The organism is Aquabacter spiritensis, assembly GCF_004346185.1.
Taxonomy (GTDB): Bacteria; Pseudomonadota; Alphaproteobacteria; order Rhizobiales; family Xanthobacteraceae; genus Aquabacter; species Aquabacter spiritensis.
In genome coordinates, this window is the sequence record NZ_SMAI01000015.1 from 114,343 (window position 1) to 126,304 (window position 11,962).

6 protein-coding genes and 1 tRNA gene are annotated in these 11,962 nt (G+C 68.8%); 3 read left to right on the forward strand and 4 right to left on the reverse strand.

Annotated elements, in window-relative coordinates; translation table 11 throughout:
- Nucleotides 1–60 precede the first annotated feature (60 nt).
- A complete protein-coding gene (hslU, locus tag EDC64_RS19880; protein ID WP_132034639.1) occupies nucleotides 61–1,368 on the forward strand; it encodes an ATP-dependent protease ATPase subunit HslU in 1,308 nt (435 codons plus the stop codon).
- A 28-nt stretch (nucleotides 1,369–1,396) separates the two neighbouring features.
- Here the strand turns inward: hslU and EDC64_RS19885 are convergent, their stop codons facing one another.
- Nucleotides 1,397–3,223 carry a hypothetical protein gene (locus tag EDC64_RS19885; RefSeq protein ID WP_132034641.1) on the reverse strand — a complete coding sequence of 609 codons (1,827 nt, stop codon included), beginning with the start codon at nucleotides 3,221–3,223 and terminating at the stop codon, nucleotides 1,397–1,399.
- Between the two features lie 210 nt (nucleotides 3,224–3,433).
- Here EDC64_RS19885 and aptA point away from each other — a divergent pair, with 210 nt between their 5' ends.
- A complete protein-coding gene (gene aptA, locus EDC64_RS19890; protein ID WP_132034643.1) occupies nucleotides 3,434–4,786 on the forward strand; it encodes an omega-aminotransferase AptA in 1,353 nt (450 codons plus the stop codon).
- Between the two features lie 88 nt (nucleotides 4,787–4,874).
- On the opposite strand, the gene EDC64_RS19895 is transcribed toward aptA, so the two are convergent.
- Both EDC64_RS19895 and EDC64_RS19900 read right to left on the reverse strand, forming a co-directional pair.
- Complete coding sequence (locus EDC64_RS19895; protein WP_132034645.1) at nucleotides 4,875–5,030, reverse strand: DUF3309 domain-containing protein; 156 nt, start codon at nucleotides 5,028–5,030, stop codon at nucleotides 4,875–4,877.
- Between the two features lie 134 nt (nucleotides 5,031–5,164).
- A complete protein-coding gene (locus EDC64_RS19900) occupies nucleotides 5,165–7,030 on the reverse strand; it encodes an aminopeptidase P family protein (RefSeq protein ID WP_132034647.1) in 1,866 nt (621 codons plus the stop codon).
- Between the two features lie 154 nt (nucleotides 7,031–7,184).
- Here EDC64_RS19900 and EDC64_RS19905 point away from each other — a divergent pair.
- Nucleotides 7,185–7,259, forward strand: a tRNA-Gly gene (locus EDC64_RS19905).
- 347 nt (nucleotides 7,260–7,606) lie between these two features.
- Here EDC64_RS19905 and EDC64_RS19910 read toward each other — a convergent pair.
- The coding region (locus tag EDC64_RS19910) for an autotransporter domain-containing protein (RefSeq protein ID WP_132034649.1) at nucleotides 7,607–11,962 on the reverse strand (4,356 nt) is incomplete at its 5' end.

Below are 11,962 nucleotides of genomic sequence, written 5' to 3' on the forward strand. Positions count from 1 at the left end.
TCGGCTCCGCCGTGAATGCCCAACGCCCGACGGCCCCGCTCTAAGGATGGTGCGCAACGCATGAGCGATTTTTCCCCCCGCGAGATCGTGTCCGAACTGGACCGGCATATCGTCGGCCAGGCCAAGGCCAAGCGCGCCGTCGCGATCGCCCTGCGCAACCGCTGGCGGCGCCAGCAGCTCGAAGGGCAGATGCGCGAGGAGGTGCTGCCCAAGAACATTCTGATGATCGGACCGACCGGTGTCGGGAAGACCGAAATCTCCCGCCGCCTCGCGCGCCTCGCGGGCGCCCCCTTCCTGAAGGTCGAAGCAACGAAATTCACCGAGGTCGGCTATGTCGGCCGCGACGTGGAGCAGATCGTCCGCGATCTGGTCGAGGTCGGGATCGGCCTGGTCCGCGACGCGAAGCGCAAGGACGTGCAGGCGCGCGCTCACCTCGCCGCCGAGGAGCGCGTGCTCGACGCCTTGGTCGGGCAAGGCTCTTCCGCCGCGACGCGCGAGAGCTTCCGGCGCAAGCTGCGGGCCGGCGAACTCGACGACAAGGAAGTGGAGGTCGAGATCCAGGCCGCAGCCCAGGGCCTGCCCATGTTCGAAATTCCCGGCATGCCGGGCGCGCAGATGGGCGCGGTGTCGCTCGGCGACATGCTCGGAAAGGCCTTCGGCGGACGCAGCAAGCCGCGCCGCGTGCTGGTGAAGGACGCCCACCCGCTGCTGCTGACGGAGGAAGCCGACAAGCTGCTCGACCAGGAGGCGATCACCCAGGAAGCGATCTATGCGGTGGAGAATAACGGCATCGTCTTCCTGGACGAGATCGACAAGATCGCCGGGCGTGAGAACCGGTCCGGCGCCGACGTCTCCCGCGAGGGGGTGCAGCGCGATCTTCTGCCCTTGATCGAAGGCACCACGGTCTCGACCAAGCACGGTTCGGTGAAGACCGATCATATCCTGTTCATCGCGTCGGGCGCGTTCCATGTGTCCAAGCCTTCCGATCTTCTGCCGGAACTTCAGGGCCGCCTGCCGATCCGGGTCGAACTGGAGGCGCTCACCCGCGAGGATTTCGTGCGCATCCTGACCGAGACCGAGGCGAGCCTCGTCAAGCAGTCGGTGGCGCTGATGGCGACGGAGGGTGTCACCCTCGACGTCACGCCGGATGCGGTGGAGGCGATCGCCGACGTGGCGGTCGAGGTGAACGGCTCGGTGGAGAATATCGGCGCCCGCCGTCTCCAGACGGTCATGGAGCGGGTCCTGGACGATCTCTCCTTCACCGCCCCCGACCGCTCGGGCGAAACCGTCACCATCGATGCGGCCTATGTGCGCCACCGCGTCGCGGATCTGGCGAAGAATGCCGATCTGAGCCGCTTCATCCTGTGAGGGCGTCCGCGGCGGGGTGAAGGAGCCTTCAGCCGCGTGAGGCGAGCGGCGCGCGCGCGTCGCGCGCGAGACCTGCGGCCTCGAGTTCGCCGAGGATGCGGGCCGCGCCTTCCGCGTCCGGCATGATGCGGCGCACCGCGCGCCGGACACCGGCGAGCCCGCCGGGGGTCTCGCGGAGGAGGGTGGCGACGACGCGCCGCTCGTCCTCGGCGCGGCCGAGCACATGGAGCGCGAGCGCGAGCGCGATGCGGGTCTGCGGGCTCGGATGGGTTTCGAGCGGCGGCACCATGGCGGCGGCGGCCGCCGGATCGGATCGGAGAAAGGCGGCGAGACCGAGATAGGCGTCGTAGAGGCGGTTCCGCGCCGCGCCATGTTCCCGCGCATAGGTCAAAAGCGCTTCGCCCTGTTCGGTTTTGCCGAGGCCGATCATCATGGCGCCCGCCGCGGCGGCCACGTCGAAATCGAGCGGATTGAGCGCGACCGCGCGGCTGGCGGCGGCCAGCGCCATCTCGCGTTCGCCCCGGAAGAAGTCGACGCTCGCGAGCACACGCGCGGCAAAGGCACTTGTCGGGGCGAGCTCGGCGCCGAGTTCCGCTTCGCGCTGGATCCGATCGACGAGCGTGGCATCGGGCTCGCTGTCGGTGGCGGCGAGGGCGTCTTCGAGCATCCGCATCGCCTGGACCGAATGCACGATGCCGAAGCCGCGGTCGCGAGACACGAGCCCTTCGAGACAGGTCTTTGCGGCGAGCGGGTCGGCACTCGGATCGCCGCGCAAAGCGGCAAAGTTTCGCGAGATGCAGCCAAAGCCCGATTCCGGCGCCTCCAGCCGTGCCTGCGCCCGCGCCCGGGTCGGCAGCGCGGCATAGGATTCCATGAGGGAGGCCGCGACTTCGCGCACCACCTGCTGCTCGGTCGCGGCCCGATCCGGCCCGCGGAAGAGATCCGCCAGTTCCTGTGACCAGACGATGTTGCCGCTGCAGCGGTCGGACAGGCGCAGCAGCAGGGAGAAGCGGTCCTCGCCATGGCCTTCGGCGAGGCCGCTCAGCGAGAACACCGAGCGGGGCGGGGCGCCCCGGCATTCGTGCGGCGATGCCGCGGTGCTGGCGGCCAGGACGTCGACGAAATCGAACCGCGAAAAGGCATCTCGGAGCCGCACTTCCAAAGTGTGGATCGCGTCCGCCTCGGGTGGCGGCGCGCCCGCCCGTTCGAACGGGCGGACTTCGAGGATCGGCATGCCCATGCGGTCGGCGAGTTCGGCGGCGGTGGTCGGCCGTCCGCCGAGCGTGACGGTCAGCCTGCCGGGACCGTTTTCGATGCCGATCTGAACGCCGGAAACGGCGATGACGAGGCTCACCAAGGCAAAGGCGGCGGCAATTGCTGCGATCCGCCGGAGCCTGCGCCCGCCCGGCCTGCGCGCGGGCGGCGGCGCGGCCTCGGCCGGCAGAGGGGCGGGCGCTTCGGCGGGCTGCGGTTCGAAACGCAGCGTGCGTTCCCGGAATAGCGGGACATAGCTGCCCTTCGGGACCGCAATTTCGAGCGGTTCCTGGGCTCCGGCGGTGCTGTAATAGCGCTCCAGGGCCCGGCGCAGGCGTGTCGCCTCGACCCGCACGATGGGATCGCTCTGCGGGTCGAAGGAGGGCGGACGTCCCAGCGCCTCGACGGCGATCGTATAGCCCTTGATTTCTTCCGCGCGCCCGGCGAGCGTCGCCTCGACGATGAAACGCAGGAAATCTGCAAGGCGCGGCGAGGAGACGAACTCGTCCGCTGCGAGAACCCGGCCGAGGGCATCGCGCACGGCGGCCGGCGCATCGTGTGCCTCGGGGAAAGGGGCAGGATCCAGGGATGCCAGTGTCACGTCGTCTCGTCGCTTGTGCAAACCGAATCGCCGTGCGGCGCGGTCGCGGGTTGACCTTAAGTCACGTCTAGTTTTCCGCCACACGGGCCGTGGGCGCAAGGGCTTCGCGTTCCGGTGCGTGTCCTCTTCCGCGCCGACGTGATAGCTTTCCACGACAGCGGCGATTGTGAGGCCGCGTAGATCGCCCCGCAGGGGCTCGAGGAGAGCGAGATGTCATTGGATGAGGTGATGGAACGGACGGCGGCCGATCTCGTGCCCAACGACCTGGAAGCCTTCTGGATGCCGTTCACCGCGAACCGCGCGTTCAAGAAGCGGCCGCGCCTGATTTCCCGGGCCAAGGATATGCACTATTTCGCCCCGGACGGACGGGCGGTGCTCGACGGTACGGCCGGCCTGTGGTGCACCAATGCGGGGCACAACCGCGCGCCCATCGTCGAGGCGATCCGCAATGCGGCGACCGAACTCGATTTTGCTCCGACCTTCCAGTATGGCCACCCGACGGCCTTCACCTTGGCGAGCCGGATCGCCGATTTGGCCCCCGCCGGTCTCGACCACGTCTTTTTCTGCAATTCCGGCTCGGAGGCGGTCGATACCGCACTGAAGATCGCGCTCGCCTATCAGAACGTGATCGGCCAGGGTGCCCGCACCCGTTTGATCGGCCGCGAGCGCGGCTATCACGGCGTCGGTTTCGGCGGGATCAGCGTCGGCGGCATCGTGCCGAACCGCCGGGCATTCGGGACGCTGCTGGCGGGTGTCGACCATCTGCCGACCACCTATGATCGCGCCCACCAGGCCTTCACCAAAGGCGAGCCGGCTTATGGCGCGCATTTCGCCGACGAGTTGGAACGGATCGTCGGCCTGCATGATCCGTCCACCATCGCGGCGGTCATCGTCGAGCCGATGGCCGGCTCGACCGGTGTCATCCCCGCGCCGCAGGGCTATCTTCAGCGGTTGCGCGACATTTGCGACAAATACGGCATCCTGTTGATTTTTGACGAGGTGATCACCGGGTTCGGCCGGCTCGGACATGCCTTCGCCGCGGAACGCTACGGTGTAACCCCCGATCTCATCACCTTTGCCAAAGGCGTGACGTCGGGCGCTGTTCCGATGGGGGGCGTGCTCGCCCGGTCGTCGATCCATGACGCCTTCATGCGCGGCCCGGAACATGTGATCGAACTGTTCCACGGCTACACTTATTCGGCGCATCCTTTGGCCTGCGCCGCGGGCATCGCGACCCTCGATCTCTACGCGAAGGAAGACCTGTTCGCGCGTGCCCGCAAGATCGAGCCGATCTGGGCCGATGCCGTCATGTCCCTGCGGGAGCAACCGGGTGTGCTCGACATCCGAACCGTGGGCCTGACGGCGGGAATCGATCTGGCGCCGAAGGACGGAAAGCCGGGCGTGCGCGGCTATCAGGCGCTGGAAACCGCCTTCCACGATCTCGGGTTCATGGTGCGTGCGACGGGCGACACACTCGCTCTGACCCCGCCCCTCATCATCTCCGAAGATCAGATCGGCGAGTTGATCGAGAAGACCGGCAAGGTAATTGCCGCCACCGCCTGACGGCGGAAAGCGCACCGTCAGGCCGAAGCTTGGCGGTGCGGACCCGCTTCATTCAGCGGTAGCAGAGCGGAGGGCGAGCCCTCCGCGGTCAGATGCGGCCGGTCAGAGCCAGAACGATCACGATGATCAGCAGGACGCCGAGAATGCCGCCCGGTCCATAGCCCCAGCCGCGGCTATAGCCCCAGTTCGGGAGCGCGCCGACCAGAAGAAGTATCAGAAGTACGATAAGGATTGTGGACAGCATGGTTCAAGTCCTCCCGATCTGTGTCGGTCAAGGTAACGTTGAGCCACTGCAAAGGTTCCGTGAACCGTCGAAGACTTTTGAGGCCGCTTCTTCTTTCCTTCGGAAAGACTCGCCTTCCCGAAGGGAAGGCTGTGTCACCCCAGCGGAGCGGTGGCGGCGAGCAGCCAGGCTGCCGCGCCCGGGTCGAGCTTCGGAGCGAGGCGGGCGGCCACCTCGGCATGATAGGTGTCGATCCAGGTGCGCTCCTCCGGGGTGAGCAGAGCCGTCTCGATCAGGCTGCGTTCATAGGGCGCGAGGGTCAGGGTGGAGAAGCCGAGCGAGGGACGGTCGCCGCCCGGGTGTCGCGGCTCCACCAGGACCAGATTTTCGATCCTGATGCCGTAGGCGCCGGTCCGGTAATAGCCCGGCTCGTTCGACAGGATCATCCCCGCCTTGAGCGCGACATGGCCGAGCTTGGACAATCGCGCCGGCCCTTCGTGCACCGACAAGCCCGCGCCGACGCCGTGCCCGGTGCCGTGGTCGTAATCGAGGCCGTTCGCCCACAGAAACTGCCGCGCGAACGGATCGATCTGCGCTCCCGTCGTGCCCTCCGGAAAGACCGCGCGGGATACGGCGATGTGGCCCTTGAGAACCAGGGTGTAGTGAACCCGCATCTCTGCGCTCGGCGTGCCGACGGCGAGCGTGCGGGTGACGTCGGTGGTGCCCTCGTCATACTGGGCGCCGGAATCCACCAGGAACAATTCCCCCGTCTGGAGCGCCCGGTTGGTCTCGCGCGTCACCCGGTAATGGACGATCGCGCCGTTCGGGCCGGCGCCGGAAATGGTGGGGAAAGACACGTCATTGAGCCCGCCGCCTTCGCGGCGGAAGGTCTCGAGCGCCTCGACGATGTCGATCTCGGTAAGATTTCCCGGCGCGGAGATCGAGAACCAATGCAGGAACCGGGCGAGCGCAAGGCCGTCGCGTTCGTGGGCGGCGCGCATCCCGGCGATCTCGGCCGGGTTTTTGACCGCCTTCAAAAGGGCGCAGGGGTCGGCCCCCTTCGCGACCGTCCCGCCCGCGCGTTCGATGATGCAGGCGAGTTGCACCGGGGCGGTGGCCTGATCGAGCCGGACCGTCTTGCCGGACGCGCGCCGCGCCAGTTCGGCCTCGAGGGCGGAGGCGGGCGCAATGTCGGCCACCGCTTCGAGTATTGGTCGGATGCTGGCCGGCACCTGGTTCGCGGCGAGGAACAGGACCGGCCGGCCCTCCGCGGGGACGATCGCCCAGGCAAGGGCGATCGGCGTATGCGCGACGTCCCCTCCGCGCAGGTTGAACAGCCAAGCGACGGCATGGGGGTCGGAGATCAGCGCCAGGTTCACCTTCGCATCGCCGAGCGCCGCGCGGACCCGGTCGAGCTTGGCTGCGGACGCTTCGCCCGACAAGGCGTCGGGCACCAGCCGGACCGGCGCGCGCGCCGCGGCCGGCCGGTCCGGCCAGATGGCATCGAAGGGGTCCTGTTCGAGCGCGACCAGCATGCCGCCGGCGGCCGAAACTGCGGCAGAGAGTTTGTCGCGGCCATCCAGTGTCGTGCGCCAGGGGTCGAAGGCCAGCACGCCGCTCTTCGGCAGATGCTTTTCGATCCAGCTTTCCGGCGACGTGCGGGCCAGCGGGACGAGGCCAAAGGCGGTGCCGTCGATCTGGGCCGCCGCCTGGAGCGTGTAGCGTCCGTCGACGAACAGGGCCGCCTGCTCCGGCAGGACGATGCCCATGCCGGCCGAACCGGTGAAGCCCGTGAGGTAAGCCAGGCGTTCCTCGGATGGCGCGACATATTCGTTCTGATGGGCGTCGGCGCGCGGAATCACATAGCCCTGCACACCGCGTCGCGCCAGTTCGGCCCGCAGCGCCGCGAGCCGCGCGCCGCCGGAACGGCCGTCTCCGCCCGTGTCGAAGCTCTGAAACCGAGCGGTGAATCGGCGCGCCGCGGGGGCGGTGTCCGGGGAAGCGGGGGGCGGTTCAAACATGGCGGGAGATTAGAGCGCGATCGCCTTTGCGCAAACCAGATGTTTCGCTCCCACGCCCGATAGATCCGCGCCGGCTGCGGGGGTGGGTCGATGGGGATGGACGCGACAAGCCTCTTGCTGGGAAAGGGCCGTCCTGTCTATTGTGCGCGGCGGTGCGGGCGTAGTTCAGTGGTAGAACGACAGCTTCCCAAGCTGTATGTCGCGGGTTCGATTCCCGCCGCCCGCTCCAAACTTTCAACAAGAAAATCAAAGGCTTGGTCGGTGCCCGTCCGGGCATTTGCCGCGTCGCGTCCCCGGTTTGCGAGGCGCTGAAGCGACCCCGTGGTCCAGGAAGAGAAGCCGGAGGCCAGGGGGCGCGTTCGAGAGGCAAATCGGGGGTGGTGATTCGCTCTTGCGGGTACCGCCGTTCGCCCGTGTGACGGGGCTCCAGACCGGGGTCCGTGCTCGTCACCAACGCATTCCCGAACACATGGTTTGAGACGGATTCACCCACCGGTCGATTCGACCTGATCGGATCAGGCTCCAAGAGCACGCGAGAACGCGCCCCCCGCGGCCCGGCTAGAAACGTCCAACACCTCAGAATTGGACCTGGAAGGTCCCTTTGAAGGCATTGTCCGTGCCGCTGTTGGACCACAGCCCGGAATAGACGAGGCTCAGCCCGGCATTGGCGGTGAAGGCGAAGTCGAGGCCACCTTCCAGCAGGAGGGCATTCTGCGGCAGGCCCACCCCGTCGATGGCGAACGGCAGGCTGCCGCTGGCGAATGTGAACTGCGTCTCCGGCGTGAGATCGCCGAAGGCATGCTGCCAGCCGACGCTGCCGCGCGCGCTCACCGGTATGGTGCCGAGCGCAAAGGGCACGGCTCCGCGCAGGCCCAGGGTCGTGAACACCACATCGTCGGTCTGGGTCTGCGCCGTGAGCGAGGAGGCCCCGCCGAGTTCGGTAAAGCCGTCCGTCGAACCACGGACATAAGCGAGGTTGGCGAACGGCTCCAGCGCTCCCGCCGCGAAGCTCCAGGGGATCGCCGCTTCCGCATAGACTTGCCCGGTATGGGCGGAAAAGTCCGCCGTGTGGCGATCGGAGAAGCCGGAATAGGCGACGGTGCGATTCGCCGAGACGTCGTGCCACGTGAAGGCGGCCCCCGCCCGGACGTCGAAGAGACCAAGGCGCGCACCGCCGTAAAGCGCCACGTGATAATCGTCGCTGGAGCCGGACGAGGCGAGCGAGGAGACATCGAAACTGGTCTGCGAATAGCCCGCAGCGAAGCCCAGCCGCACCGCGTCCCCGATCCGCCCGTCGATGCCGGAGAAGACCCCGCTCACGGTGCGGGAGAGCGAGGCGGCATCGGCCGAGCCGTCCAGCGTGCCCCAGGAGCCGAAGGCCTGCGCCCAGACGCCGCTCTGGCCCGCCGGGGGGGCGCCCGGCACCAGGGATGCGGCCGTGTTGAGCGGCCCGCGCGCCCGGGAGAGCGTCGCCTCGCGCACGAAGCGGCTGTCCAGCAGGAACATGCTCGCCGTCGAGGGATAGGCCCCGCCCGAGAGGCTGCTGAACGCGGCCTGTGCGGCCGGCGCGTCGAGCATCAGGAGGGAATCGAACACCGGGTTGCCGCTGCCGAGCGACTCGGCCGCCGCGGCCACCGCCATCTGGTCCGGCGTCGCCGCCAGCGTGGCGAACGAGACGAGGTTCGACACCAGCGTGAAAGAGACGCTGTTGCTGCCATAGGTCAGTTCGGCGTCCGCCAGAGGCAGATCGTCGATCACGTCTGAGAAGGTGCCGGTGACCGTGCCACCCGCAGTGAGGAACGTATAGGCGTAATTGGCGGTCCAACCGGCGGAGGTGTTCACCACCAACGTCCCAGCGACTGCCGCATTGCCGGTGGCATGCACCCGGTCGTTCTGGGTGGCGTTCACTTCCACCAGCATGGTCGCGGCCGGGTTCAGGGCCAGATTGCCGGACACCGTGAGCGTGCCGATGGAATTGCCCGGCGACAATTCGCCGCCGGCGCCGACCGTGACCGGGCCGCTTGTGCCATGCCCGCCGAACACGCCGCCGGCGCCGACCGTGACGGGCGATGTGAGGGAAGCGGTCGATCCCGCCGTGCCGCCGACGATGAAGGTGCCGCCGCTAATGGTGGTGGACCCGCTAAAGGTGCCGGTGCCGTCGAACACCGCTTTGCCCGTTCCGGTCTTGGTGAAGCCGCCGGTGCCGGACATGGTCCCGGAAAACAGGCTGTCCTGGTTGTTGGTCCCGCTGGTCAGCGTGCCGGAGCCGAGCGTGACCGCACCCGCGCCGGACAACGCACCGACCGTCTGGCTGTTGCCGGCGAGGTCGAGCGTGCCTCCGGCCGCGACATCGAGCGACGTGGTCGTCGGCAGGGCGCCGGGCGCGGCGGTGCGGAGCGTGCTGGAGGCGCCGATTCCGGTCGCCCCGGCATAGCTGTTCTGCCCGGCGAGCACCACGGTGCCGCCGCCGGCGATGGACAGGCTGCCGCTGCCGGAAATGGCGCCGGTCAATTCCGCGGTGCCGCCGGGCGGCGGTGTTATGGCGACGGTGTTGCCGAGCGTGAAGGCGTTGGTGATCGGACCGAGCGACGCGTCGGGCGCGAGGAAGGTCGAAATCCCCTGGAAAATGACCGCGCCGGTGCCCAGCGCCTGCGGGATGGTCGCCCCCAGCGTGCCGCCTTCGACAAACAGGCCCCCGGTGAAGGAATTGTTGCCGGAGAGGGTGAGCGTGCCAGTCCCGGTCTTGACCAGGCTGCCGGCGCCGGTGATGTCCCCGGTGAGGGTGACGGCATATTGCGAGGTGTCGATGGCCCCGCTTTCCGTCACGTCGACCCGGTTCGTCAGCTTGAAGGATCCGGCGAACGCGAGTGCAGCGCCGTTTTCGACATTGACCAGACCGGTGCCGAGCGCGCCGTCGCTCGCCACCGTGATGGTGCCGGCGAAAATATTGGTGTCGCCGGAATAGGTATTGGTGGCGCCGAGCGTGAAATTGCCGATGCCGACTTTGTCGAGGCCGCCGGCCCCGTCGATCCGCCCGGAGAAGCTGGTGTCGGTATTGTCGGCGCCGGTGGTCAGGGTCGCCGTGCCGAGATGCACCGCGCCGGCCCCCGCGAGCCCGCCGATGACTTGATCCTTGCCCGCGAGGTCGAGCGTCGCCCCGCTCGCCACGGTGAAGGTGGAGGCGGACGAGAGGGCCCCCGCGACGTCCGAGCGGAGCGTGCCGGCCGAAACCGTGGTGGGGCCGCTATAGGTCCCTGCACCATTCAGGGTCACGGTGCCGCCGCCGACCATGGTCAGCCCGCCTGCGCCGGAGATCGGACCGGTGAGGGAGATGTCGAACAGACTGCTGTCGAGCGTGGCCGTCGCGCCACCGGCCAGCGACACCGCAGAGGCGAAGGGGGCATTGAACCCGAAGGTGAGCTGCGTGCTCTGGGCGAAGGCCACGCCGCCGGTGCCGAGCGCGGTGGCGCTCCCCGCGATCACGCTGCCGCCCGCCAGGACGGTGCCGCCGGAATAGGTGTTGGCGCCGGAGAGGGTGAGAACGCCGTCGCCCACCTTGGCGAGGGCGCCGGCGCCGGAGACGATGCCGGACAAAGCGACGCTGTTGCCCGCCGTGTCGAACCGCGCGGTGATGCCGGACGAGAGCGCCACCGCATTGGCGAGGCTCTGGGTGGCGCCGAATGCGATCGTGGCGTCGGCGGTGACGTTGAGCCCGCCCGTGCCGAGTGCGCCGCTGCCGGCGAGGCCGAGCGTTCCCCCGCCGAGTGTGGTGCCCCCGGTATAGGTATTTCCGGCGGCGATCGTCAGCGCGCCCTCGCCGATCTTGGCGAGACTTCCCGCGCCGGAGACGGCGCCCGAGAGCGCCACGGTCTGCCCGGCGGTGTCGAAAGTGCCGGTGAGGCCGCTGCCGATGCGGATTGCCGAGGCGAACGTGCCGCCGACACCGAACCCGACGGTGCCCGTGGTGGCGAAGACCAGGGCGCCGGTGCCGAGCGCACGGCTATCCCCGAGGACAAGGCTTCCGCCGGCCAGCGTGGTGCCGCCCGCATAGGTATTGGCGCCGGACAGAGTCAGCGCGCCGGATCCCACCTTCACGAGGCTGCCGCTGCCCGAAACGACGCCGTCGATGCCAGCCGCGTGCGCGCCGGTGTCGAAGGTGGCGACCGCGTCGCCCGTGATCGCCACGGCATTGGCGAGCGCGAAGTCGGCCAGATAGGAGACGCTGCCGTCGGCTGAGACCATGATCGCGCCGGTGCCCAAAGCGGACGCGCTGCCGAGGGCCACCGATCCGCCGGAAAGCGTGGTTCCCCCGGTGAAGCTGCTGGATCCGGTGAGGGTCTGGGTGCCGCCGGAGACGATGAGGCCGCCGGTTCCCGAGAGGGTTCCGGCGAAGGATCCCGCGGCATTGGCGAGGGTGAGGGTGCGGGCGCCGAGAATGACGGCGCCGCTGCCGGCGAGGCTGTCGAGCGTGGCGCCGGCACTGGTGGCGGCGATGTCGAAGGTGCCGGCGGCGCCGATGGTGAGGCCGCTGGAGGTGGCGATGGCGCCGCTGCCGGCGAGCGCCAGGGTGCCGGCGGTGATCGTGGTGGCGCCGCTATAGGTATTGGTGCCGGTCAGGACCAGGGTGCCGAGATCGGTCTTCTCCAGGCCATTGGCGCCGGTCAAGGCGGCGGCGAGGGTGGCGGTGATGCCGGCGCCCTCGGCGGTGCCGTCGCCGACCCGCAGGATGGTCGCGGCATTGGCGAGGCCGATCGCGTCGCCCTCGACCAGATAGCCCGAGGTGACGAACTGCATCCCGGTGATGCCGACGGCGCCCGGCCCGTCATCGACGGTGACCGTGCCGGCGCTGCCGGAGAAGACCGCGAAGCCCGGCTGCGGCTGCATCGGGGCGTTGATCAGGCCGGTGGCGTCGGTCCAATTGGCATTGGTGGT